The 23,653-nt window shown below is 30.7% G+C and carries 32 protein-coding genes; 5 read left to right on the forward strand and 27 right to left on the reverse strand.

Annotated elements, in window-relative coordinates:
• Positions 1-23: 23 nt before the first annotated feature.
• Positions 24-293, reverse strand: a complete 270-nt coding sequence (locus E0D87_RS07360; RefSeq protein ID WP_130819956.1) for an acylphosphatase — start codon at positions 291-293, stop codon at positions 24-26.
• Positions 294-425: 132 nt separating this feature from the next.
• Here E0D87_RS07360 and E0D87_RS07365 point away from each other — a divergent pair, with 132 nt between their 5' ends.
• From E0D87_RS07365 to E0D87_RS07375, 3 genes are read left to right on the forward strand one after another with little or no spacing between them, the layout of a single operon-like run.
• Positions 426-2,945 (forward strand): heavy metal translocating P-type ATPase, encoded by a 2,520-nt coding sequence (locus E0D87_RS07365; protein ID WP_130819957.1) that lies wholly within the window; start codon positions 426-428, stop codon positions 2,943-2,945.
• Positions 2,945-3,220 (forward strand): metal-sensing transcriptional repressor, encoded by a 276-nt coding sequence (locus E0D87_RS07370; RefSeq protein WP_130819958.1) that lies wholly within the window; start codon positions 2,945-2,947, stop codon positions 3,218-3,220. Before E0D87_RS07365 ends, E0D87_RS07370 begins: the two co-directional genes overlap by 1 nt.
• A gap of 58 nt (positions 3,221-3,278) precedes the next feature.
• Positions 3,279-3,689, forward strand: coding sequence for an Asp23/Gls24 family envelope stress response protein (locus E0D87_RS07375; RefSeq protein ID WP_004834423.1), 411 nt, complete (start codon positions 3,279-3,281; stop codon positions 3,687-3,689).
• A gap of 47 nt (positions 3,690-3,736) precedes the next feature.
• On the opposite strand, the gene E0D87_RS07380 is transcribed toward E0D87_RS07375, so the two are convergent.
• From E0D87_RS07380 to dut, 3 genes are all read right to left on the reverse strand, one after another.
• Entirely contained in the window at positions 3,737-4,225 is a 489-nt protein-coding gene (locus E0D87_RS07380) for a QueT transporter family protein (RefSeq protein ID WP_130819959.1), read from the reverse strand.
• A 173-nt stretch (positions 4,226-4,398) separates the two neighbouring features.
• Positions 4,399-4,935, reverse strand: a complete 537-nt coding sequence (locus E0D87_RS07385; protein ID WP_130819960.1) for a hypothetical protein — start codon at positions 4,933-4,935, stop codon at positions 4,399-4,401.
• Positions 4,932-5,366, reverse strand: a complete 435-nt coding sequence (gene dut / locus E0D87_RS07390; protein WP_130819961.1) for a dUTP diphosphatase — start codon at positions 5,364-5,366, stop codon at positions 4,932-4,934. The genes E0D87_RS07385 and dut overlap by 4 nt, the downstream gene beginning before the upstream one ends.
• Before the next feature lie 205 nt (positions 5,367-5,571).
• Between dut and E0D87_RS07395 the strand changes: the two genes are divergently transcribed.
• Positions 5,572-5,808: an elastin-binding protein EbpS gene (locus E0D87_RS07395; protein WP_130819962.1), complete on the forward strand. Its 237-nt coding sequence runs from the start codon at positions 5,572-5,574 to the stop codon at positions 5,806-5,808.
• Between the two features lie 41 nt (positions 5,809-5,849).
• Here E0D87_RS07395 and E0D87_RS07400 read toward each other — a convergent pair whose 3' ends face one another.
• The 20 genes from E0D87_RS07400 to E0D87_RS07495 all read right to left on the reverse strand — a co-directional run bounded on the left by E0D87_RS07400 (position 5,850) and on the right by E0D87_RS07495 (position 20,805).
• Complete coding sequence (locus tag E0D87_RS07400; RefSeq protein WP_130819963.1) at positions 5,850-7,088, reverse strand: peptidase U32 family protein; 1,239 nt, start codon at positions 7,086-7,088, stop codon at positions 5,850-5,852.
• Positions 7,088-7,720, reverse strand: a complete 633-nt coding sequence (locus tag E0D87_RS07405; protein WP_130819964.1) for an O-methyltransferase — start codon at positions 7,718-7,720, stop codon at positions 7,088-7,090. The genes E0D87_RS07400 and E0D87_RS07405 overlap by 1 nt, the downstream gene beginning before the upstream one ends.
• A complete protein-coding gene (locus E0D87_RS07410) occupies positions 7,704-9,386 on the reverse strand; it encodes a ribonuclease J (protein ID WP_130819965.1) in 1,683 nt (560 codons plus the stop codon). The genes E0D87_RS07405 and E0D87_RS07410 overlap by 17 nt, the downstream gene beginning before the upstream one ends.
• Positions 9,376-9,825 (reverse strand): Fur family transcriptional regulator, encoded by a 450-nt coding sequence (locus E0D87_RS07415; RefSeq protein ID WP_130819966.1) that lies wholly within the window; start codon positions 9,823-9,825, stop codon positions 9,376-9,378. Before E0D87_RS07415 ends, E0D87_RS07410 begins: the two co-directional genes overlap by 11 nt.
• Positions 9,815-10,057 carry a DUF1292 domain-containing protein gene (locus E0D87_RS07420; RefSeq protein ID WP_130819967.1) on the reverse strand — a complete coding sequence of 81 codons (243 nt, stop codon included), beginning with the start codon at positions 10,055-10,057 and terminating at the stop codon, positions 9,815-9,817. The genes E0D87_RS07415 and E0D87_RS07420 overlap by 11 nt, the downstream gene beginning before the upstream one ends.
• Positions 10,050-10,469, reverse strand: a complete 420-nt coding sequence (gene ruvX / locus E0D87_RS07425) for a Holliday junction resolvase RuvX (protein WP_004834111.1) — start codon at positions 10,467-10,469, stop codon at positions 10,050-10,052. The genes E0D87_RS07420 and ruvX overlap by 8 nt, the downstream gene beginning before the upstream one ends.
• The gene (locus E0D87_RS07430; RefSeq protein WP_130819968.1) at positions 10,462-10,722 is read right to left on the reverse strand and encodes an IreB family regulatory phosphoprotein; all 261 of its coding nucleotides are present in this window, start codon (positions 10,720-10,722) and stop codon (positions 10,462-10,464) included. The genes ruvX and E0D87_RS07430 overlap by 8 nt, the downstream gene beginning before the upstream one ends.
• A 9-nt stretch (positions 10,723-10,731) precedes the next feature.
• Positions 10,732-13,344 (reverse strand): alanine--tRNA ligase, encoded by a 2,613-nt coding sequence (alaS, locus tag E0D87_RS07435; RefSeq protein ID WP_130820193.1) that lies wholly within the window; start codon positions 13,342-13,344, stop codon positions 10,732-10,734.
• A gap of 8 nt (positions 13,345-13,352) precedes the next feature.
• Positions 13,353-13,754 carry an RrF2 family transcriptional regulator gene (locus tag E0D87_RS07440; protein ID WP_004834309.1) on the reverse strand — a complete coding sequence of 134 codons (402 nt, stop codon included), beginning with the start codon at positions 13,752-13,754 and terminating at the stop codon, positions 13,353-13,355.
• 9 nt (positions 13,755-13,763) lie between these two features.
• Positions 13,764-14,402, reverse strand: a complete 639-nt coding sequence (locus E0D87_RS07445) for a DUF655 domain-containing protein (RefSeq protein WP_130819969.1) — start codon at positions 14,400-14,402, stop codon at positions 13,764-13,766.
• A gap of 27 nt (positions 14,403-14,429) precedes the next feature.
• Positions 14,430-14,738 carry a ribosome silencing factor gene (rsfS, locus tag E0D87_RS07450; RefSeq protein ID WP_130819970.1) on the reverse strand — a complete coding sequence of 103 codons (309 nt, stop codon included), beginning with the start codon at positions 14,736-14,738 and terminating at the stop codon, positions 14,430-14,432.
• Positions 14,731-15,297: a bis(5'-nucleosyl)-tetraphosphatase (symmetrical) YqeK gene (gene yqeK, locus E0D87_RS07455; RefSeq protein ID WP_130819971.1), complete on the reverse strand. Its 567-nt coding sequence runs from the start codon at positions 15,295-15,297 to the stop codon at positions 14,731-14,733. Before yqeK ends, rsfS begins: the two co-directional genes overlap by 8 nt.
• Positions 15,290-15,886: a nicotinate (nicotinamide) nucleotide adenylyltransferase gene (gene nadD, locus E0D87_RS07460; RefSeq protein ID WP_130819972.1), complete on the reverse strand. Its 597-nt coding sequence runs from the start codon at positions 15,884-15,886 to the stop codon at positions 15,290-15,292. The genes yqeK and nadD overlap by 8 nt, the downstream gene beginning before the upstream one ends.
• A complete protein-coding gene (gene yhbY / locus E0D87_RS07465; protein ID WP_130819973.1) occupies positions 15,886-16,170 on the reverse strand; it encodes a ribosome assembly RNA-binding protein YhbY in 285 nt (94 codons plus the stop codon). The genes nadD and yhbY overlap by 1 nt, the downstream gene beginning before the upstream one ends.
• 10 nt (positions 16,171-16,180) lie before the next feature.
• On the reverse strand, positions 16,181-17,461 hold the full coding sequence (gene obgE / locus E0D87_RS07470) for a GTPase ObgE (RefSeq protein WP_130819974.1): 1,281 nt from the start codon (positions 17,459-17,461) through the stop codon (positions 16,181-16,183).
• Between the two features lie 51 nt (positions 17,462-17,512).
• Positions 17,513-17,806: a 50S ribosomal protein L27 gene (gene rpmA / locus E0D87_RS07475; protein WP_130819975.1), complete on the reverse strand. Its 294-nt coding sequence runs from the start codon at positions 17,804-17,806 to the stop codon at positions 17,513-17,515.
• 1 nt (position 17,807) lies between these two features.
• Positions 17,808-18,119, reverse strand: coding sequence for a ribosomal-processing cysteine protease Prp (locus E0D87_RS07480; RefSeq protein ID WP_130819976.1), 312 nt, complete (start codon positions 18,117-18,119; stop codon positions 17,808-17,810).
• Complete coding sequence (gene rplU, locus E0D87_RS07485; protein ID WP_130819977.1) at positions 18,119-18,427, reverse strand: 50S ribosomal protein L21; 309 nt, start codon at positions 18,425-18,427, stop codon at positions 18,119-18,121. Before rplU ends, E0D87_RS07480 begins: the two co-directional genes overlap by 1 nt.
• A gap of 96 nt (positions 18,428-18,523) precedes the next feature.
• Entirely contained in the window at positions 18,524-19,687 is a 1,164-nt protein-coding gene (thiI, locus tag E0D87_RS07490) for a tRNA uracil 4-sulfurtransferase ThiI (RefSeq protein ID WP_130819978.1), read from the reverse strand.
• Positions 19,687-20,805: a cysteine desulfurase family protein gene (locus tag E0D87_RS07495; protein WP_130819979.1), complete on the reverse strand. Its 1,119-nt coding sequence runs from the start codon at positions 20,803-20,805 to the stop codon at positions 19,687-19,689. The genes thiI and E0D87_RS07495 overlap by 1 nt, the downstream gene beginning before the upstream one ends.
• A gap of 67 nt (positions 20,806-20,872) precedes the next feature.
• Here E0D87_RS07495 and E0D87_RS07500 point away from each other — a divergent pair, with 67 nt between their 5' ends.
• Entirely contained in the window at positions 20,873-21,778 is a 906-nt protein-coding gene (locus E0D87_RS07500; RefSeq protein ID WP_004834524.1) for a ribonuclease H-like domain-containing protein, read from the forward strand.
• Here E0D87_RS07500 and E0D87_RS07505 read toward each other — a convergent pair.
• Genes E0D87_RS07505 through E0D87_RS07515 form a run of 3 tightly spaced genes read right to left on the reverse strand, consistent with a single transcriptional unit; the run spans position 21,769 to position 23,627 of the window.
• Complete coding sequence (locus E0D87_RS07505; RefSeq protein WP_130819980.1) at positions 21,769-22,449, reverse strand: uracil-DNA glycosylase; 681 nt, start codon at positions 22,447-22,449, stop codon at positions 21,769-21,771. The two genes, E0D87_RS07500 and E0D87_RS07505, sit on opposite strands and share 10 nt — an antisense overlap.
• The gene (gene lspA / locus E0D87_RS07510) at positions 22,450-22,893 is read right to left on the reverse strand and encodes a signal peptidase II (protein WP_130819981.1); all 444 of its coding nucleotides are present in this window, start codon (positions 22,891-22,893) and stop codon (positions 22,450-22,452) included.
• Positions 22,890-23,627 (reverse strand): YlmH/Sll1252 family protein, encoded by a 738-nt coding sequence (locus tag E0D87_RS07515; protein WP_341272803.1) that lies wholly within the window; start codon positions 23,625-23,627, stop codon positions 22,890-22,892. The genes lspA and E0D87_RS07515 overlap by 4 nt, the downstream gene beginning before the upstream one ends.
• Between the last annotated feature and the right edge of the window lie 26 nt (positions 23,628-23,653).

Below are 23,653 nucleotides of genomic sequence, written 5' to 3' on the forward strand. Positions count from 1 at the left end.
CCAAAAAAAACTATTATGCCATATCAATACAAAATTTCAAAAGATTTTTCATTATCATCCACTTCTAATTTCATAATATCAACAGATTCAACTCTTATAAATCTTTCATTTTTTATTGCATCTATGAATGCATCTATATTGCGTCTTTTACCTTGAGCATGAACTACAACACTTCCATCGTACATATTTTTAACGTTACCAGTTAAATTAAGATTATTTGCTATTCTAAAGGCTTGGAACCTAAAACCAACTCCTTGTACCCTCCCTTTAAAATTAATCTTTAGTCTTTCCATTTTCACTCCTTTAATATAATATAACATTAACAAATAAACTTGTAAAGTATTTCTTTATATGATTGTTTCCTTGACATATGATTTATTTATACTATAATTTTCATATACCCCATAGGGGTGTAAGGAGGTAATATGAAAGAACGTTTTGATGTTAGCGGCATGACTTGTTCTGCTTGTCAGGCTAACGTTCAAAAAGCTGTGGAGAAACTTGGAGTTGATAGTGTAAATGTCAACCTCATAAATGAATCTATGGTTGTTGATTATAATCCTAGTGAGATCACTAATGACGATATAATTAATGCTGTTGACAACATTGGCTATCATGCAAGTTTGAAAAAAAATAAGACAAAAAATGAAAATAAGGAAGATTTAAGAGAAGCAGAAGAAATGTCCACAAAAACTAGACTAAAGATTTCTTTTGCCTTCTTAATTCCTTTGATGTATCTAGCAATGGGGCCTATGATAGGTTTACCTATTCCTAGTTTATTTATTGGATCTAATGGCGCTGTTAATTACGCTTTTGTTCAATTTCTATTGGCATTACCAGTTATATTTGTAAACAGAAAATTCTTTGTTAGTGGATTTAAGGGGTTAATAAACAGAGCGCCTAACATGGATACACTTGTAGCTCTTGGATCCAGTGCCGCTACCCTATTTGGAATATTTGCCATAATGAGAATGAGTCACGCACAAGGACTTGGTGATTTAGATACAATAAACCACTACAGACACAATATATATTTTGAAACAAGTGCTACGATTTTAACCCTAATTACGCTAGGTAAATATTTTGAAGCAAGAAGTAAGGGTGAAACAAAATCATCTCTTAAAAACTTGATGGAGCTTGCACCGCAAACAGCTAATGTAATTCGAGATAACAAGGAAGTTACTCTTGATATTAGCGAAATTAATGTAGGTGATATTATAGTTGTTAGACCAGGTGAAACTGTAGCTGTAGATGGAATCGTAGTAGAAGGAAAATCAATTGTAGATCAATCTTCAATCACAGGAGAAAGTATTCCTGTATCCAAAGAGGTTGGGGATGAAGTTATTTCTGCTACCATAAATAAACATGGTTCGTTCAAATTTAAAGCTAGTAAGGTTGGAGAAGATACAACTATTTCTCAAATTATTAACCTAGTTAATGAAGCAAATGACACAAAAGCACCTATAGCAATGATGGCTGACAAAGTTGCTGCTGTTTTTGTTCCGGTTGTAATAGCAATATCAATACTAACATTTGTATTGTGGTCTATATTTACTAAGGATTATGAATTTGCTTTAAATTTAATGATAGCTGTATTAGTTATATCATGTCCATGTGCTCTTGGCCTTGCTACTCCAATGGCCATAATGGTATCTACTGGTAAGTCTGCAGAACTAGGACTATTATTTAAAAGTGCTGAGAGTCTAGAAAATCTGTATAAAACTGATGCTATATTGCTAGATAAAACTGGTACAATTACAGCAGGAAAGCCTATAGTTACAGATATATATACTAATATGGATGAAAAAGATTTTATTTCTATAGCAGCAAGTCTAGAAGAATCTTCAGAGCATCCACTAAGTAATGCAATAACAGAATATGCAGATGAGAATAATATTCCTATCACAGAGAGTCAAAAATTTGAGTCAATTACTGGAAAAGGTATCAAAGCTAAGTTAAACGGTGATATATATTTTGCTGGAAATATAAACCTAATTAGAGATAACAATATTGATATTTATAATTTTGAAGGAAAATCTAATGAATACTCTTCCGATGGGAAAACCTGCATGTACTTTGCAAATGAAAATCAAGTAATTGGTTTAATTGCTGTTCAAGATCAAGCCAAGGAGGATTCAAAACTTGCAATAAACGAGCTAAAGTCACTTGGTTATAAAGTTATTATGATAACAGGCGATAATGAGAAAACTGCAGAATCTATTAGGAGAAACTTAAATATAGATGAAAAATATGCAGAAGTGCTACCTCAAGATAAAGAAAAAGTTGTGAGAAAACTTCAAGATGAGGGTAAAAATGTAACAATGGTTGGTGATGGAATAAATGACGCCCCAGCACTAGCTAGAGCAGATATTGGGATTGCCATAGGAAGCGGTACCGATGTTGCTATAGATTCTGCTGATATAGTTTTAATTAAAGATTCTTTACTTGATATAGTAAAATCTATAAAACTATCTCAAATGACAATAAAAATAATCAAAGAAAATCTTTTTTGGGCGTTTTTCTATAACATTATACTAATACCATTAGCTGCTGGGATTTTGTATCCATCTACTGGATTGACATTAAATCCAATGTTTGCAGCATTCGCTATGAGTATGTCATCTGTCTTTGTTTGTCTTAATTCACTAAGACTCAGAAAGTTTAAAGACGACTATGCTAATAGCAAAAATACTAATATAAATAATATGGAGGAAAATATGAGCGAATTAAATAAAATGATAGTTAAAGTAGAAGGAATGAGCTGTGAAAATTGTGCTAAACATGTAACAGAAGCACTAGAAAAATTGGCTGGCATTGAAAGTGTAAATGTAAATCTAAAAGACAAAGAGGCAGTTGTTGATTACTTCGGATCAGTAGAAGAAAAAGAAATTGAAGCAGCAATCACAGAAGCTGGATATGAATACAAAGGAATCGAATACAAGTAATGCAAGCTGATAAAGATAAAACTATCAGAAAACTTAAAACCGTCGGTGGCCAAATCGACGGTTTAATTAAAATGGTTGAAAATGATAGGTACTGTATAGATGTCTCTAACCAACTGATGGCATCAATATCAATACTTAAAAATATAAATAAAGAGGTTCTTCACGCTCATCTAAAGCATTGCCTATATAACTCCGTTAATAACAAAGATCCTGATGACTTAAAAAATAAAATTGAAGAAATAGAAAAAATAATAGATAAACTAAATAAAATATAATTAAGTGGGTATACATAAAGTACAAGGATGACAAAAATAAATATTAAGGAGATGTTTTATGACAGAAATAAATAAAAATGAAAATTTTGCTGGAGAAGTAAGTGAATATGTAGTTAGTGATAAAGTGCTAGCTAAAATCTCTAAAAAAGTTGTAGATAAAGTTGACGGTGTTTTAGATATTCAACGCGGATTCTTTGATAACATCACAAGTACTTTTTCTACAGACTCTGAATCAACTAGTGGAATTTCAATCAGTCAAAAAGATATGGATTCAGTTGTTGAAGCTGGCATTATCTTAGAGTATGGAAAAAGAGCTGAAGAAGTATTTAGAAATCTAGATAAAGCAATTAAGACAGAAATTAAAAACTTAACTGGTATTAATGTTAAAGCGGTAAAAGTTAATATCGTTGATATCTTAACTAAAGAAGAATTTAAGAAAAAACAAGAACAAGAAGAAAAGAATAAATAAAAGTAATATAATAAGCTCCCCTCTATTTAATAAATAGAAGGGAGCTTTTAAAATTCGTAAATATATTTCATAAAACCATCGTTTTTTTCAAGTATTTTAAATACTAAAACTCCAATAATACTTACCATAACAAATTCGCTTGCCATAAATTGTCCTGCCATTATCCAAAAAGAAATACTATTATCTAATATAAAATATGTTCCTAAAGCTGGAACTATTACCATTAGAACAGGCCAAAGTGATGATGTAAATAGATTTTTAGTTCTTTTAATCAACTCAAAAGCAATAAATGATGATAAGGTACCTAAAGTAACATCGAAGGCTGCCATAGGTGAAAATAAGTTTGCTATAGCGCATCCTAAAACTAAACCAGGTATAAACCTTTTGTTATAAAACACTAACAGCACCATAATTTCACTAAATCTTAACTGTATAGGCCCATATGACGCCATAGGCAACATTATAGTAAGTACAGCATATAAAGCTGCTACCACCGCTGATTTTACCAAATAATTGGTATCTAAATTATTCTTCATATTAAACTCCTTGATATTTTTTACAATGGGTCCCAAGAAACATTGCCTATATATTATAGCATAAATCTATTAGTTATCAAACTAAAATAGCTAATAAAAAAGAGAGATTAAATCTCTCCTAATATTCTTTAATCATTATTAACTTGATTTGATATAAAAACCATTCAGATAACTTATTGGATACTAAGTACCTTTGCGTCTTTTATCCGCGAGTCTTTACTTTTATCTGTAGTATCAATTAAAGTAAAAGATCCCAGAGTTTTGTCGTAATCCTTATTAGCTTTGCCATTGATTTTATATACTACTAGTATTCTATTTACTTCAAGAGCAACTGACATTGGTAATGTTTCAGTCTTACCATTAGAATCTTCAACGAGTATTTCTGGTGACTCTTCTAAATTGTACGATAAATCACCTAATAATTGTTCAAGTGGCACACCTGTAACATTCACTTCTTCTCTATTATTATTTAAGCTTATTTTTTGATCTATATTCTTATAAGATCTTAGTTCCTTTAGAGAAAAAGACTTTTGATTATCATTGTTATCTTTGACAATTAATATATCATTCTCATAATTCTTTAAACTATGATTAGATATCCCATTTTTTATAAATATTAATAAAATAAATAATACGAAAAGTCCAATTAAACCTAGATATATTCTATATTTATTCTTTTTGAAAGTTTTAGACCAATTATTCTTACTCATTTTCCGGTTGAACCGAATCCTTCCTCTCCTCTTGCTGTATCTTCAAGTTCATCAACTAATTCTATGTCAAATTTTTGGTATGGTTGAATTACAAGTTGGGCTAGTCTGTCACCGTTTTTTATAACTTGATTTTCTTTTCCATAATTGTAGAAGAAAACCATAATTTCTCCCCTATAATCAGAATCAATGACTCCTATTGTGTTGGCTAACATTAATTGCCTCTTAACTCCAGTAGATGATCTTGGATAAACTCCTCCAAAATATCCTTCTGGAATCTCAACCTTAACTCCAGTATGTACCTTTACAGTTTCTCCTGGTTTTATAACAATATCATCTTTAGTATAAGAGTATAAATCTATCCCTGCAGAATGAATAGTTCCATATGATGGAACTTTAGATTCTACAATCATTTTTAATCTTTTATTATTCATAATATCCACCTTTTCCTTTAATAATATACCAATTTTCGATGATTTTACAACGATACTTTAGTTACGATTTTACCAAAGGTCTTATCTGTTATATAGAATATATAGATAAAATATATTATTGCAAACGATAACTAGTGAAATTTTTATTAATATCTGTTATAATATAAATGTAAGTAAAATTTAAAACATAGAAGGAGAGATTTTTATGACAGATGATAAAAAAGTAACTAATGATAACCAATACAGAGGAAATGACGAACTTGACAAAAAAGTTAGGGATGAAAACAAAGAAACTGGTGGAGAATCATTAGATAAAAAATTAGGACCAGATCAAGAAAATCTAAGAAGCATTAGCGATGAAGCTGATGAAAACTCAAATGTAGGCGTTGAATCACGTAGAACAAGAGCAGACTTCTCTGAAAATCCATCAGAAGATAAATAATTACATAAAAGCCCAAGATTAATCTTGGGCTTTTAAAATATCTATTTTTCAATTTTTCTTCTTAACATGTCTCCTTTTTCTAGAGGAAGATCAATCTTTATGAAAATTTCTTCCTTAGGTTGATTAGCAACCTCTATATCCTCTCCTTTTTTATTTTTCATATTGTCTATTTCTAATTCATAAAAGTCTGGAGAGTTAGAGAATATTTCAATCTTATCACCTAAGAAGAACCTATTTCTCTGCTCAATTGTTGCAATTTTTGTTTCCTTGTCGTAATCTAAAACTGTACCTATGAAATCATAATATCTAATATATGATGAGTTTTCATATATTTGAGCACTTGAATCTGGTTTGTTATAGAAAAATGCTTTCGTAAAGTGTCTGTGGCTAGCCTTTGTTATTTCATCATAATATTTTTTGGCAACTTCTTCATTGAATGTACCAGCATAGTAACTATCAATAGCTTGCCTATAGCTTCTAATAACTGTCGCTACATAAAAGGCTGTTTTCATTCTTCCTTCGATTTTAAAGCTATCTATGCCTGCCTCTATTAATTTATCTATTTCATCTATCAAGCATAGGTCTTTTGAATTCATTATGAAAGTGCCGCCCTTACCATCTTCTTCTATTGGATAATATTCTCCAGGTCTTGTCTCTTCTTGTATAGAATATTTCCACCTACAAGATTGTGCACAGTCTCCTCTGTTAGCATCTCTACCTGTCATATAATTTGATAGTAGGCATCTACCTGAATATGATATACACATAGCTCCATGGATAAAGCATTCAATTTCCATATCCTCTGGCGCATTTTTCTTAACCTCTTTAATCTCTTCAAAAGAAAGTTCCCTAGCTAGAATAACTCTCTTAGCTCCCATATCATGCCAGAATTTAACTGTTGCAGAGTTTGTAACTGATGCTTGGGTACTTATATGAAGATCAATATCAGTATGCTCCTTAGCTAAAGAAAAAATACCAGGATCTGAAATTATTAAAGCATCTACCTTTATAGAATCCAAGAATTCAAGATATTCTACAAGACCAGTCATGTCATCATCGTGCGGTAATATATTCATAGTAACATGTACTCTTACATTGTTATCATGAGCAAGTTTGACGGCTTTTGTTAATTCATCCTTATCAAAATTTTTAGCATTTGCTCTTAATCCAAAACTATCTCCTGCTAAAAATACTGCATTTGCTCCAAATTTTATTGCTGTTTCTAATCTTTCCATATCCCCCGCGGGCGCAAGCAATTCTACTTTTTTGTTTGTTGTCATTATATCTCCTTATAACTAATACTTAGTCCATCTCCAATCGGAACTATACTTGTTTTATAATCTTCTCTTTTAGTAATATCTGCTAAAAAATTTCTCAATCTTTTTACAATAGTGATTTTTCTTTTTTCGATCAAATCATCATTACATACTTCGCCTCTAAATAAAATATTATCTGCAACTATGATTCCACCTTTATTTAGTAGATATTTATCTACATAATCGAAGTAAAATTTATAATTTGATTTATTAGCATCTATGAAAACAAAATCAAAGCCTTGATTTAAAGTAGTCAAGGCTTTTTCTGCATCATCATTTATTAAGTTTATATTTTTATCATATTTTTTGAAATTATCTTTTGCAATATTCGCCATTTCACTAGATAATTCAATAGTTGTAATGTCAGCATCAGAATATTTTGAAAATACCAAAGAAGAATAGCCAATTGCTGTACCTATTTCTAAAATAGATTTAGGCTTTGATATTGAAACTAAAGTTTTTAGAAATTCCTTAGTTTCAGTTTTCATTATAGGCACATTATTAGCCTCTGCATACTCTCTTAGTTCGAGATAATCCATATCTTCTGATAAAAAGTTTATAAATGATGATACATACTCATTATTTATATGACTCATTTGTTTCAAGCTCTGAAATTACAGGTAGAATCATAGGGTCACGACCCAATTCATTATAGATATATGATTTTAGGTCTTCTCTTATCTTGTATTTTATTTGGCTAATAGCTCTTATATCTTTGTCTGCACATCTTTTTATTGATCTTATTACAACATCTTTTGCATTTTCAATGATATCTTGATTTTCTTTTACATATACGAAACCACGAGATACTATCTCAGGGCCAGCAAGTAGTTGTTGTGTATGTTTATCAAAAGTAATAGATACAACCATTAATCCGTCTTCTGATAGGTGTTTTCTATCCTTTAGAACAATATTCCCAACATCACCAATGCCTGATCCATCTACTAGTATGTTTCCTGCTTGTACTCTTCCATTTATTGCACCAGATTTTTTTGTAAACTCATATACATCACCGTTTTTACCTATCAAGATATTTTCTTTTGGCTGACCCATATCTTCAGCTATTTCTGCGTGTTTTTGAAGTTGTCTAACTTCTCCATGGGCTGGTAGTAAATATTTAGGTGTTGTCAATTGGTACATCAATTTAATCTCTTCTTGGCAAGCGTGACCAGAAGCATGGACCTTAGCTAAAGATGAATAAATAATCTTGCAACCAATTTTTGTAAGATTATTTATTGTATTATTGATAGCCATTTCATTACCTGGTATAGCTGACGAAGATAAAATTACTGTATCAGTTTCATTTAGGTTTATTTGTTTATGTTCTCTGTTTGCCATTCTTGTAAGAGCAGATAGTGGCTCACCTTGTGTACCAGTAGATAATACTACAATTTCATCGTCTGCATAATTCTTTATACTCTTCATATCAATTATAGTATTATTTTTAATTTTCAAATATCCTAAATCACTTGCAATCCTAACGTTATTTAACATAGAGCGACCTGATAAGGCTACTTTTTTATTGTATCTTTCAGCTGCATAAATTATTTGTTGTACTCTATGAAGGTTTGAGGCAAAAGTAGCCACAATTATCCTAGATTTTGCTCTACCAAATATTTGTATAAATGTGTCACCAACGGTTTTTTCACTTACTGAATAGCCTTCTCTTTCCACATTCGTACTATCAGCAAATAGAGCTAGAACTCCTTTTTTTCCTAATTCAGCTAATCTTTGTATATCAGTTGGATCATTATCAATTGGTGTAAAATCCATTTTAAAGTCACCAGTAAATATAACCGTTCCTACAGGTGATTTAACTGCAATGGAGCAAGCATCTGGAATAGAATGGCTAACTCTAATAAACTCACATGATAAAGAACCAGCTTTAACAGTGTTATTTACATTAACCATCTTAATTTTATTTGGATTTAGTCCGTGCTCTTTGAATTTATTTTCTAATAAACCCTTTGTTAACTTAGAACAATAAACATTTGTATCTATATTTTTTAAGAAATATGGAATAGCACCTATATGGTCTTCATGACCATGGGTTACAAATATTCCTTTTAGTTTCTTTTTATTTTCTTCTACATAAGTAAAATCTGGTATTACGATATCAACTCCCAACATTTCTGCATCAGGAAAGGTCAATCCGCAATCAATCATAATCATGTCATTACCATATTCTACTACAGTGCAGTTTTTACCTACTTCTTGTAATCCCCCCAAAGGGATTATTCTTAATTTCTTGTCATTTTGCATTTTTACTCCTTGTATTTTTACAATCGGAGCAAGTTCCAAAGATTCTTAAAGAATAATAATCAAGATCAAAATCATACTTCTCTTTTAATGATTCTTTTATTTCGTCTTTTGACAAAAATTCTTCTTCAATGATTTTTCCACATGAAGTACATATTATATGATCGTGGTGATCATTTTTAGGATCTATCAGTTCATAAGTGTAAGCTTGGTCGGTAAATTCTTGTTTATTAACAATTCCTAGCTCTTCAAAAATATTTAATGTTCTATAAATAGTTGCTATACCTACTTGTTTATGATCCTTGTGTACTGATGAAAATAGTTCTTCAGGGGTAATATGTTTTGCCTCTGAATTTTTAAGTGCGTTGAAGATTATTTCTCTTTGTTTAGTAAACTTTTGATTATTTTCCTCAAAAATTTTTCTAATCTGATCAGTATTCATCCAAATCTTCTTTCATGTCTTCATATAAAGCAATTATTTCATCTAATTCATCTTGGTCTTCTATAGCTTTGAATATAACTTCTCCGTCACTTTCAATAAGCTCAACCATAAGTATTAGATCATCGTCAATTTGCTTTAAGGCTGCATAATTAGCCTCATCTACTCCGAATGTATCTATTAGTTCAAATTCGACTTCATTATTCTCTTGGTCAAGTAAAATGATTTTATCCATTTTTTCTCCTATCCAAATAAGTTTGCAATATAAAAGTCGCCGCAATCTTGTCTATATACTGCTTGCGGTTTTCTCTTCTGACTTTCATATCTATCAGAACTGACTCTGATTGAATAGTAGTCATTCTTTCATCTTCATATACAATTTCTACATCAGTTTGTTTTTTTAATAAATCCACAAAACTCATTACCTTCATAGATTGAGGTCCGATTGTATTATTCATATTTTTAGGCAAACCTACAACTATTAGGTTAACATCATTTTCATCAATGATTTCTAGTAGTCTTTGTATATCTAAACTTGCTTTTTTTCTTTTAATAGTTTCTTTTGCTTGTGCCAGCAAAAACATAGGGTCACTAAGAGCAACCCCAATTGTTTTATCCCCGACATCAAGTCCCATTATTCTACTCATTTATATATGCTTCTAGTAACTCTTCAAGGATTTTATCCCTATCAACTGTTCTAATTAGCTTTCTGGCTCCGTCATGAGCTGTAATGTAAGTTGGATCTCCTGATAATAAATATCCTACTATTTGACCTGTTGGTTTGTACCCCTTATCTTCCAATGCTTTGTAAACAGTTGTTAGAATTTGTCTAATATCTTTATCTTGATCTTTTTCTCTTTTAAAGAGCATGGTCTCATTGAAGTTATTTTTATCAGTCATAATTTCTCCTTAAATAATTTCGTTGACTTTGTTTAAAGCTTCATCAAGCTTGGAGATATCCTTTCCTCCAGCTTGGGCAAAATTCTTTTTGCCTCCTCCATTTCCACCAGTTACTTGAGCGATTTCTCTTACAATTTTTCCTGCATTATACTTATCAACTAACTTATCATCAACCGAAACAGTAAACACAATTTTATCGCTAACTGATGCAAATATAATTATCATATTATCGAATGAGTTTTTGATTCTATTTTCATAGTCTCTTAACTCATCCATTGAAGCATTTTCAAATTTCTTTACTAAGAGATTAATTCCTTTGACATTCCTTACGCTATTTTTAAGCTCGTTTATTATGTCGGATGAATTAGTACTCTTTAGTCTAGAAATTTCACTCTTATAGTTTTCTATCTCTTTTTCTATACTATCAATTCTATTAGAAATGTTATTGACATTGGTATTTAACTTGTTTGCAATTGTTTTAATTGATTTATCAGAATTTTGTAGTAATTCGTAGGCTTTTCTACCTGTAATAGCTTCTATTCTTCTTACACCCGCAGAAACAGATGATTCTTGAACAATCTTAAACATTAGAATGTCACTTGTATAATTTACATGGCAACCACCACATAATTCTTTAGAGTAATCTCCCATTGATACCACTCTAACCTTATCTTTATACTTATCTTCAAATAATCCGATGGCACCCATTTCTTGAGACTTCTTGTAGTCAACAACTTCTTTTTTTACGAAATTTTGTTTAGCTATTTCATTATTTACTATATCTTCTACTTGTCTTAATTCTTCTGTTGACAAAGCTTTATTGTGAGTAAAATCAAATCTCAACTTGTTTTCATCAACTAATGAACCAGCTTGTTTGATACTTTCTCCCAAAACATCTCTTAACGCTTGATCTAGTAAATGTGTCGCAGAGTGATTTCTTTGGATATCAAATCTTTTATATCTATCAACCTTAAACTTGGCGGTGTCGTTAACACTAATTTTTCCACTTATTACTTCTACATAATGGAAATAAATATCTTTTAATTTTTGAACATCCATTACTTTAGCTTCAAAGTTATCAGAAGAAATAACTCCTGTATCAGCAACCTCTCCGCCACCTTCGGCATAGAATGAAGTCTTATCACTAATTATTATACCCTTAGATCCTTCATTAATCGAAAATACTTGGTTGTTTTCAACAAATATATTTAATATTTTACCATCTACATCTAAATCATCGTATCCAACAAAGTCAGTTTTTCTAATACCATCTGTATTTAAATTATCTAATGACCACCCAGCATCCTTCTTTCTAGCTTGTCTAGCAGTTTGTTTTTGGATATTCATTTGCTCATTGAATACTTCTTCATCAACTTTTAGATTCTTTTCTTCTAAAATCTCTTTTGTCAAATCTAGTGGGAAACCATAAGTATCATAGAGCTTGAAGGCTTCCTCACCATTTAAAACATCTTTATTTTCTTCTTCCATATCAGAAATTAGATCTTCTAATCTCTCAAGACCTTGATCGATTGTTTTTTGGAATCTATCTTCTTCGTCTTTTATAATTTCTTTTATCTTTTCTCTATTTGTAGCTAATTCTTCATATTCAACTTTGTAAGTATCTATAACTTTGTCGATAATATTTGTTAAGAATTCTCCTTCGATTCCTAAAAGTTTACCGTGTCTATATGCCCTTCTTATGAGTCTTCTTAGAACGTAGCCTCTTTTCTCATTTGATGGGATAACTCCATCAGCAACTAGAAAAGTCATAGCCTTAGCATGGTCAGCAATTACTCTTATAGATACATCAGCTTTCTTATCTTCTTTATATTTTATTCCAGCTAATCTTTCTATTTCAGAGATAATTTCAACCATTACGTCTACTTCAAAAATATTGTCTTTATTTTGTAAAACCATGGCTATTCTCTCAAGTCCCATTCCAGTATCTATATTTGGATGAGCAAGAGGAGTGTAATTTCCTTGGGCATCTTTATTAAATTGGGTGAACACTAGATTCCAAACTTCCATAAACCTATCTGAATTGTCATTACCAGGTTTTACATCATTTTCATCTACTGCTCTATCGCTTCCTCTATCTACAAAGATCTCAGAACATGGACCGCATGGACCTACTTCTAGTTCCCAGAAGTTATCTTCTTTACCTTCTCTTAAGATTCTTTCTGCGTCAAGTCCAATTTCATCATGCCAAATATTGTAAGCTTCGTCATCTTCTTTAAAGACTGTAACCCAGATATCATCTTTTGAGATTTCTAATTCTTTTGTCAAGAATTGATACGCCCATGTAATAGCTTCTCTTTTGAAATAATCGCCAAAAGAAAAATTACCTAACATTTCAAAGAATGTTCCGTGACGTTCAGTCTTACCAACTCTTTCAATATCTGCAGTTCTTACACACTTTTGAGAAGAAGTCGCTCTATTATTTTTCATCTTTTTCTCACCAGTAAAATATTTTTTTAGTGGTGCCATACCAGCATTTATCAATAATAGCGAATCATCATCTACTGGTATTAATGGAAAGGATTTTAATAAAGTATGTCCATTCTCATTCGCAAAAAAATTCAAATATTTACTTCTTAACTCATTCATTCCCAAGTTCTTCATCATTTACCTCAAACTTCCTGATTTATCATATTTTTTAAACTAATTGAATCAACAGCATCATTAATCACTTGATCGATTCTGTTGAAAACATAGTAAGCATCGCATTTATCATCGCAAAAATGCTCTCCACTTACACAATCACTCATAGTAATGTTGCCTTCAAGAACCCTTAGGACTTCACCTACTGATATCTCGTCTAGATCCTTAGTTATTTTATATCCGCCCTTAGGTCCTCTGGCCGACTTTATGAGTCCATCATTTTTCAATAATCTTATTAATTGTTCTAAGTAATTTTCAGATAAGTTCAACTTTTCGCTCATTTCTGAAACAGAAATATAACCCCTATCTTCATTACTGGCCAAGTAACACATGGCCCTTAGCCCATACCTTCCTCTAGTAGATAATTTCATCTTATTCACCTATACAGTAATCAAATCTTTTAAGGCTTCATAATATTTTTCGCCTATTCCAGTAACATTTTTTATATCTTCAATTTTTTCAAACTTTTGAGTTTTCCTATATTCGATAATAGCATCTGCCCTTTTATCTCCTATATTAGGAAGACTCATAAGTTCATCTTTGTTAGCAGTATTTATATTGACTAAACTTGAATCAGTATTGCTTACGGGCAAAGCTTCTTGATTACGATCAGTATTTTCCAATGAATTCTCTTCATTTATGTTTGGTATGTAAATTTTCATTTGATCTTCTAATCTTTGAGCTAAATTTAGATTTCTATCATCTGCCTCGTTTGTTAAGCCACCAGCCTCTTTTATTAGATCTTCAAGTCTTTGTTCATCACGAATTTCATATACGCCAGGATTATTAATTTCTCCAGATATATGAACTTTCTTAATAGATTTATCTATAGACTCATCTTCTACATCCAGACTGTCATCAATTTTATTACTCTCTAACTTATCTTGATCTATTAGACTAATTCTATTGTCATTATCGAAAAAGCTACCTACATCATTCGTATATATAAAATTAGCAAGTAAAATCACAACAGCCACTATGAGTCCATATATAATCTTATCTTTCTTATCATCAGACATAAAATACTCCTAGTAATTTATGAGAGATTAGTTCTCCCATAAATTATCTAAATCATAAAATTCACGTTGTCTTTGAGTAAATATGTGAACAATAACTTCACCTGCATCGAGTAATATCCATTCGCCTTCTCTAAGCCCTTCTTTGGATAACAAGTGATAACCTTCTTTTTCTAGATCATCTTCTATATAATCAGCTAAGGCTTTAGTTTGGTTAATGCTACCTCCACTTGCAATGATAAATGTGTCTGCAATCGAAGAATTATCTAAATTAACCACTTTTATATCTTCAGCTAATTTCTCATCTAATGTTTTTAAAATAACTTCTACCTTATCCATTTTTCTCCCTTATCAAATAATTTCTTGCATTTAGTGTAAGAGGATCTATAAAAGCTTCTATATCAATTAAAAATTTAATGTTGTGATTTAGTGTCATAAGCACAGCTTTATCTAAATTTTCAAATGCCATCTGCCTAATATCTTCAACACCAGGGTATGATCTTTTCTCTTCTACAGCATCAGCCATAAACACAACTTTTTCCAATGTTGTCATGTTTTCTCTACCCGTTGTATGATATTTAATAGCTTTTAATATCTCTTCGTCTTTAACATTATACACTTTTTTAGCTACTTCCGCTCCTAAAAATGAATGAATAACAGATTTTGAAAATTCATTGTTTATTTCATCAAACCCTTTGATATTTAATTCCTTCATATATTTAGCTTCGTTGTATTTGGCACAATCATGAAGAAAAGAGGCGATTTTAACTTTTTCCAAATCGACCTCTTTACCTTCACTTAATTTAATTGCACAGTCTACAACCCTTAGGCTATGATTATAGCGTTTTTCGCCAATATCAGATAACAATTTATCTTTATACTTATTATAATCAAACATATAGACCTCTTTTTTCAATTATATACTTAACCTCATCACTCACTAAATATTTTATACTTTTTTTATTCTTTACTAGTCCTCTTATTAGAGTAGATGAAATATTAATATTTAGATTATTAATTAAAAATATATTTGGATTATCTTTTTTTATTATTTCTACTTTTTTTACAAGTTCACTAGCTGAATCAATATTGCTTCTAGTAAACACTATAATATTTTCATCTAATATATCTTCGTAGTTTCTCCATGTATCTATTGTTAAAAAGGAATCCTCACCAAGTATATAAAAAATCTCATCTTCAGGAAAGTACTTTTTAAAATATCCAATTGTCTCGTGAGTATACCTTACGGTTTGATCAGTTGACTCGTAAGTTGATAGAATTATTCTGTCGTTGTCTTTTATAGCTTCAGCCACCATCTCAACTCTAATATTTGTGGCTGTCTTTTTTTTATGTTTTTTATGTGGCGGATTCGAACTAGGAAGGATTATAACCTTATCTAAATTCATATAGTTAATAGCATTTTCAATTACAATCAAATGCCCTGTATGAATAGGATCAAATGTACCACCATAAAGTCCAATTCTCATTATAATTCGTATTTATTGTCTTTATTTTTTCTGTAAATTGTTATAATTGATCCTAAATGAGATATAAACTCTGCATTAGTTTTTTCAAGAATTGTATCTACAATCTCATCTTGATCATCCATATTATTGTTTAATATTTTTATTTTAATAAGCTCTCTAGCTTCAAGAGCTTCATCAATAGCTTTGATGAGCTCATCTGTTACTGAAAACTTACCAATGTTTACAACTGGTTTAAAATCATGTGCCTCTTGTTTTAGATAGGCTCTTTGTTTTCCTGTTATCATAAATGACCTCCTATTCGTAATATTCGAAAACTAAATCTCCAAAAGCTACGCTGTCACCTTCTTGTATACCCATTTCTTTAAGTTTATCAAAGACTTCCATTTTTCTCAATGTTTTCTCAAAGTACATTTGTCCGTCATAATCATCTAGGTTTACTTTAGACATCAAGTTGTCTACACGTTTTCCATCTACAACATATATGTCATTTTCTTTTCTAAAGTTTAAGTCATAGTCGATTTCTTTATTGTAGTAATTATCTAAGAACTCAGAATCAACTTCTTCCATAGGATCAAATTCCTTAATTTTACTTGTTGCAAGAAGTTCTGATATAGCATCAACTAATTCTTTTATACCTGATGTAGTTGCCGCTGAAATTTTAAATATTTGATATTTATCACCAAACTCTCTAATAAATTCATCACAGTTATTAGAAAAATCCAAATCAGATTTGTTTAGTGCTACAATCATTGGCTTTTCGGATAATTTTTCATTATAAAGTTTTAATTCTTCATTGATCATATTAAAATCTTCAATAGGATTTCTACCTTCTATACCAGAAATATCTACAAGGTGAACTAAGACTCTGCATCTTTCAACATGCTTTAAGAAATCATGGCCTAGGCCATTACCTTCGTTTGCACCTTCTATTAAACCTGGTATATCAGCAACTATAAAAGATCTTTCTCTATCAATATTTACAACTCCTAAATTTGGATCAATAGTAGTAAAGTGGTAGTTAGCGATCTTTGGTTTTGCCTTGGATATAACAGATATAAGTGTAGATTTTCCTACATTAGGAAGACCAACCAAGCCAACATCCGCAAGTATTTTAAGCTCAAAAATCACTTCTATTTCTTGACCCTTCTTGCCATTTTCTGCAAAACGTGGTGCTTGTCTAATAGAATTTTTGAAATGAACGTTTCCTCGTCCTCCTCGGCCACCCTTAGCAATAATAAATTCTTCTCCGTCAGTGTTCAAATCTTTTATTATGGTATTACTTAGGGATTCTCTTATAAGAGTACCAACTGGTACGTTAATGATTAAATCATCTCCCTTTCTACCGAATTTCTTGCTTTTTCCGCCAGCTTCACCATTTTGGGCTTTATAATTTGTTTTATATCTAAATTCATCAAGAGTAGATAGGTTTCTAGTAGCTCTAATAATTATTGATCCACCATTTCCGCCGTCTCCACCAGCAGGACCACCACTTGGCTCATATTTTTCACGCCTCCAAGCAACTGCGCCATTGCCTCCGTCTCCTGCTTTAAGACTTACTTTCGCATAATCTATCATAATTATATCCTCTCATAAAAAAAGGCTTGCCAATTGGCAAGCCGTAAGTTCTTAAGCGATATCTTCTTTGGCATAAACAGAAACTTGTTTTCTGCTCTTTCCTTTTCTTTCGAATTTAACAACACCTTCACATGAAGCGTAAAGAGTATCATCAGCACCAATTTTAACATTGTTACCTGGGTGAATCTTTGTTCCTCTTTGTCTAACTATTATAGTTCCAGCATTAACAAATTGTCCATCGCTTCTCTTAACACCTAGTCTTTTAGCACGGGAATCTCTACCGTTCTTTGAAGAAGATACTCCCTTTTTGCTTGACAATCTTTGTAGATTAATATTTAACATCATTTTATGTCTCCTTATATCTTAATTTTACGTAATCGCTATAATTACCTAGCAAAGTTTGTATACCAGTCTCAAAATAGGTAAATACTGTATCAATTTCTAAACTACTATCTGACGTCTCAAGATGAAGTATGTCACCGTCATCTATAAACTTAACCTCATCGGAAAATTTATCTAGAGTATTGACACAAGTATAAGCAAGTATTGTGACTGCAGAACAAACTATATCACTACCATGCTCACTAAAATCTGCATGACCTGTAATGAAATATCCTATAGTCTTCTTATCTTTGATTAATAAATCAACATTAATCATTAAAGACTTATGCTATCAATTTTTACTAAAGTATAAGGTTGTCTGTGACCGTGTTTTTTTCTGTATTGCTTTTTTGGTTTATATTTGAATACAACAATTTTCTTATCTTTATTTTGATCTTCTACTGTTGCAGTTACTTTAGCATTTTCAATCACTGGAGAACCAACTTTAACTTCATCTCCTGCTACTAAAAGAACTTCATCAAATTCAACAGTGTCACCAACTTCGTAAGGAAGTTTTTCAACTCTTACTAAGTCACCTTCTGATACTTTGTATTGTTTTCCACCTGTTTTAATAATTGCGTACATGGAAACCTCCTATTACTTAAATTCTCGCCAGTTTTGGGGATCAGTACCCGGACTGAGCGGTTTACTTGATTATAATACTATCTGTATAAGTAAATGTCAAGCAATTTCTATTATTTCCATGTTATTAATTGCCTCATCTTCTAGGCTTTCTATATCTAAATTTTCTTCAGATTTTTCTATATATTTTAACTTTGGTTTTGTTACTGGTGAGTCAGGGGCAAATATTGAACAACAGTCATCATATGGTTCGATTGCTTTTTCATATGAACCGATTTTTTCACTTATTTCAATTATATCTTTCTTATCCATAGCAATTAAAGGTCTAAGAATTGGATATTCACTTGATTCATTAATAACTGACATTGATTCAATAGTTTGACTTGCGACTTGTCCTAAGCTTTCTCCTGTGATTAAAGCTTGATACTCATATTTTTCTGAGATTTTGGAGGCGATTCTCATCATAAATCTCCTAGATAAAATTGTAGTTTCTCTTCTAGGGCAGTTTTTGCTAATAGCTTTATAAATTTCTGCAAGATTTATAGAATAAACTGTCATCTTGCCAGTATATTTAGATAGTATTTTTGCAAGATCCATAGCTTTTTGATGAGCTCTTTTGGATGTGAAAGGATAAGAATGAAAATGGATAGCATTTATGTTCATTCCTCTTTTGGCCATCATAAAGCCCGCCACAGGAGAATCTATTCCTCCAGATAAGAGAAGGAGCCCCTCTCCGCTTGATCCAAGAGGAAGTCCTCCAAGTCCCCTAGTTCTTTTAATATAAATATAAGCAGAACTTTTTACATCTATAAAAACAGTAAAATCAGGATTGTGTATATCTACTTTCAGATCATTATATTCTTTTAATATATCTCCACCAATTTTAGCATTAAGCTCGGGAGATGTTAATGAGAAAGATTTATCAGTTCTTTTGGATTCGACTTTGAAAGTTAACTCTTTCTCTTTTTCATAATACTTAATCATCTCTTTTGAAGTTTTGCTTATATCTTCTAATGTTTTTTCACACTTAACAACCTCAGAAATATATACAATGCCAAATACTTTTTTAATTTCTTCTGTAAGTCTATCAAAATCTTTTCTATCAGCTTTTATATATAGCTTAGATGACTCAGAGTACATATCCTCATAGCCAATATCTTTAATGTTTCTTTTTATATTATTTGTTGCTGTTTTATAGAAGGTATTCCTATTTCTTCCCTTTAGAAATATTTCTCCAAAACTAACGGCAAGTAACCATTGCATTAAAACACCTCTCTTATCATTTCAATTCCATCTTTTAATACAGCTATAGTTTTATCTAAGTCATCAATACTTACAAATGATGAAAAAGAAAATCTAATAGCTCCATCTATATAATCTTTATCTACTCCAAGATTTGTCAATACTCTATTGTCTTCACCATGTGAGCAGGCAGATCCAGAAGATACATATATCTCATTATCTTCCAGATAATGAACTAATACTTCGCTTTTTATATTTTTGAAGGCAACATCCAAAATATAAGCTGACGAATTATGAGTTGGAGAAATAATATACACATCGTCTATGGTTTTAGATATGTTTTCTCTCAAATGTTTATTTAACTTAGAAATATACTCATATTCTTTCTCATCTAACTGCATTTCTAAGGCAAGTGCTGCAGCATAAATAGCAGGATGATTATCTGTTCCAGAGGAGATTATTTGTTGCCTACCCCCGTATAAAACAGGCTTAATTTTCGGTAAAAAATCACTTCTTATGTAAAGACCACCAACTCCCTTTGGACCGTGAAATTTATGCCCACTAAAACTCATTACATCTACGCCTAATTTATCTACATCACATGATATTTTTCCAAGTGCTTGAGTAGCATCGATATGAAGACAAATATTCATGTTAAAATCTTTTACTATTTTACTAATTTCTCCTATGTTCTGGATCACTCCGGTTTCATTATTAACATATATAATTGAAACCAGTCTTACATCTTCATCGAGGCTTTCTCTCAAATGATTTAGGTCTACAAATCCTTCGTTATCATTTTTTAGAAAAATAACGTCTTTGTAATTAGCATTTGTAAGAGCATCATATATTGATGGATGTTCGATGCTAGTAGTGATTGCTTTATTTTCACTAGTTGAAAATGAGTTTACCACTATATTATTTGATTCAGTTGCACCTTTTGTAAAGTGTATTTCGCTCTCTTTGCAATTTATTTCTCTAGCAAAAATATTCTTTGCTTTCTTTATTAAATTTTCTGATTCCATACCAAAAGAATGAATAGCGGATGAGTTTGCATAATAATTTTCCAACACATCCATTTCTTTTTCTATAACTTCTCTGTACATTTTAGTTGTAGCAGCATTGTCTAAATAAATCATCACTTACTCCTTAACTACAATATTATATTATTTCCCACTCATTTTACAAATACAGTATAGTCACTATATGATTACATTTAAGAAAAGATATTATTTTAAAAACTTAAAAGACAATGAAATAGTCTTAGATATAGAAACGACCGGTCTTGATTCATCAGTAGATAAATTAGTTCTTTTAGGGATTATACTTGTTGAAAACAATAAATCTTACCTAGTCCAATACTTTGCAGAAAATGACTTAGAGGAGAAAAGACTATTAGATATATATGAAAAGATAATTCCTAACAAAACTATCATTACATATAATGGTGATACTTTCGATATTCCATTTTTAAATAACAGACTAATTAGAAATAATATGCTTCCCGTATTTCCAAGAAGCATTGACTTATTAAAGGTTATAAAGCCCTATAGATATTTCTTTGATTTTGATTCTTTAAGGCTAATGGATATCGAAAAAATCATTGGATTTGAGAGAAACGATCCATCCAGATATAAATCTATCAGCAAACTTACCGAAGAAATAAAAACCAGATCCAACCCTTTCCCTATTATGAAGCACAACGAAAATGATCTAGTAGCGACTGAGCTTTTGATTGATGTAGGTGATTACCTTGATACTAAACTTACGATTAAGGCACAATTTGGAGAGATAACTCTAAAGTCAGTTTTTATAAACAATGACATTGCAAATATTATTGCAAATTCATGTGTAGATTTGGGTGAGGCATACTTTAGTGGAGAAAATTATGAACTAATGGTAAAAGAAGATTCTATAACAATAAACCTTCAAGTTCTTTATGGCAAACTTGATAAGAGAACTAGAGGATTTGTCTGTCTTAATAATTTTGGAATAATTAATAATACGGCTCTCGATATTGATGAACACTTTCTAATAATTAAGGAAAATAGAATTTATAACTATAATAACATTCTAATTTTATGTAAAAAAATAATAGAGAATCATCTTTGATTCTCTATTTGCCAATCTATCTCTTTCATATCATTTTCTTTTAAAAATTCATTACTCTTTGAAAATACTTTTGATCCAAAAAATCCTCTATATGCCGATAGCGGAGACGGATGAACCGACTTTAATATTAAATGATTAGGGTTAGTGATTAATTTTTCCTTAGATTTTGCATTTGTACCCCACAAAATGAATACCATAGGTTTTTCTCTCTCATTTAATAACTCTATTATTCTATCAGTCAAAAACTCCCAACCTCTACCCTTATGAGAATTTGGAGTTTTCTCTCTGACTGTTAATACGGTATTTAACAATAGAACACCTTGCTCAGCCCATTTTATGAGATTTCCATTATCAGGTATATAACAACCTAAATCATCGTGTAATTCTTTATAGATATTCTGTAAGGATGGTGGTATAGCAACATTATTTTGAACAGAAAAAGAGAATCCATGGGCTTGACCTCTTCCATGATAAGGATCTTGACCAAGGATAACTACCTTTACATCTTCATATGGAACATATTTTAAAGCATTAAATATGTCATACATATTTGGAAAAATACAATGATGTTTGTATTCATCAATCAAGAATTTTCTCAAGTTTCTATAATATGGCTGTGACCATTGGTCTTTTAAAAGATCATCCCAATCATTACCAATTTCAACTGCCACTTAGGACCTCTTTTCTCCGTGAAATAAGATATATATTATAAGTAATCCGCATCCTACAGTAACTAAAATATCCGCTATATTAAATACTGGGAAATCTATAAAAGCAAATTCTATAAAATCAACTACATATCCTTGGAATAATCTGTCATAAAAGTTACCCAAAGCTCCTGATATTATCAAAGAAAACGCAATATTTAAAACAAGAGGATTGGATTTTAAGTTAGTAATAAAGTAATACAATAGATACAAAACTATGGCTATAGTTAGTATAACAAATAAAATCCTTTTATCTTGCAAAATTCCAAAAGCAGCCCCTCTATTTTCCAAATAAGTTAAATTTATTAGTGAGCCACTATGAGGATTACTTATAAAGTGCTTTACAGCATATATTTTAGTAATCCTATCTAACACTATTCCTGCTATTATAATTAATATATATATCATACAATCTTCCTATACTCAATATGGTAATTTCCTTTTTTGCTTACACCACTTATATTATCAAATATAAATCTACCTTCTTTTCTTATAGATATTAAGGATCCTTCTTTTAACATAAAACTTGGATCTGTAATATACTGAAAATCTACTTTAACTAATCTTGAGTTTATTATATTTTTAGCTTTTGTCCTAGAAATATTTAAAACTAAGGAAACTATATTGTCAAGTCTAAGAGAAGATACAAATCCACTCTCCTGTAAGTAATCTAAATCTTTTAAATTTAGGGAGTCATCTTCTTTTATTTCGACCGAAATGTTTTCTCTTTTAATCTTAGTTAAATTATATTTTATAAATGCCGCATCTTCATCTAAGACAGCAAATTCTATAACGTCATTTATAACAGAAATGTCCCCAATTGAACTTCTATCAATGCCTAAATGAATCAAAGCTCCCAAAACATCTGGGTGACTAATATTTTGACTGCTAAATTTTAGTATTTTAAGGTAATTTCCTTCAAACAAAGGTTCATAATAAAAATTAGCGACAAAAATTTTTCTCTCGCTTAATTCATTTCCACCAATAAATAAAATGTCAATATTATTTTTCTTAGCTATTTGACCTATAACCATCTGTTCAAAAGGATCTAAGAAAAAACTAGATGTTTCCTGATGTGAATAGTACGCTTTCTCAAGAATAGAGATAGCTTTTTTTATATTTGATTTTTTTTGACTTATCAATAATAAAATCTAAATTATAGTCTAAA

The sequence above is a fragment of the Anaerococcus vaginimassiliensis genome (assembly GCF_900626155.1).
Taxonomy (GTDB): Bacteria; Bacillota; Clostridia; order Tissierellales; family Peptoniphilaceae; genus Anaerococcus; species Anaerococcus vaginimassiliensis.